Origin of the sequence: Arthrobacter sp. NPDC057388 (genome assembly GCF_042668165.1) — a bacterium.
Lineage (GTDB): Bacteria > Actinomycetota > Actinomycetes > Actinomycetales > Micrococcaceae > Arthrobacter.
The window spans coordinates 1-1,172 of sequence record NZ_JBHVBL010000110.1; the positions used below are offsets into that span (position 1 = coordinate 1).

General features: G+C 64.8%; 1 protein-coding gene. It reads right to left on the minus strand.

Annotated features, from left to right (window positions below):
* Window positions 1–929: IS110 family transposase (locus tag ACFUTU_RS21425; protein ID WP_377967968.1), on the minus strand; the 929-nt coding region annotated here is incomplete at its 3' end.
* Between the last annotated feature and the right edge of the window lie 243 nt (window positions 930–1,172).

Below are 1,172 nucleotides of genomic sequence, written 5' to 3' on the forward strand. Positions count from 1 at the left end.
TTCCTGGTGCGCGTGTCGGTTTTCATCCGGACCAGGGCGACGTGGTGGATGGCTTTGTTGGCCTGCCTGTCGCCACCGCGGCTCAGCCGGTGCCGTGTCGTTTTCCCTGACGATGCCGGTATCGGCGCGACGCCGACGAGCGCGGCGAATTTGGCTTCCGTGGTGACCCGTTCGGGGTTATCACCGACGGTAACCAGCAGCTGGCTGGCGACGTCGGTTCCCACGCCTATGAGGTCGCGCAGCATCGGGGCGTGGACGGTGATGATCGCGTCGAGTTCGGCGTCGATGACGGCCAGTTCCTGGTGCAGGGCGCGGTAGCGGATGGCGAGGCGTTTGAGCACGGCCGCGGTGGCGTTCACGGGCTCGGCCATGTCCCCGGTGGGCCGTGTTTTCTCCAGCGCGGCCATCATCGCGGCGCGGGTCAGGTGCCGGTATTTGGCCCGGAGCGCCTCGGGCGCTGCGGTGAGGATGCTTTTGATCTGGGTCATGACCGCTACCCGGGCACGCATGGCCGTGGCCCGTTCGGCGCGCAGGACCCGCAGGGATTCCACCGCCCCGTTCCGGGATTTGGGTGTTGCGACGTTCCGGCCGGCCAGGGCGGTTTCTGCCGCCTGGTAGGCATCCAAGGGATCGGATTTGCCCCTGAGCCGGCGCCCCTGCCGGTTCGGGCGGATGACCTCCAGGACCCGGATGCCTTCCCCGGTCAGGACACGGGCGAGTTCGGCACCGTAGCTGCCGGTGCCTTCCACTCCGGCGGCAAGGACCGGACCGAATCCGGTGATGAAGGCCGCGATGTTCCGGTATCCGGAACCCACGGCCAGAAACTCTTTGTCGGTGATGTGTCTGCCGGTTTCGTCGATGATCGCGACGTGGTGGGTGTCGGCGTGTGTGTCGATCCCGGCGATGACTTTCACATGTTGGTTTGTCATGATGAAACTGGCCCTGCCTTCCGTTGCGTGCGGTGGGACAAAAATGGGCACGCCGGCCGGGTGGGCAGACAAGACAGTAATGGGACTCTTCGAGCAGGCTCCTATGAGGTCATGTCCACCTGGCCGCCGCGTTTACTGCAGCCTGCGCCGCGGCGGACAGATCATTATCAAGACAAACCCTTCGCAAGGCGTCAGTCACACCCAGAGTCACACCGCAACACAAGCCAATTCCATCATTACTGT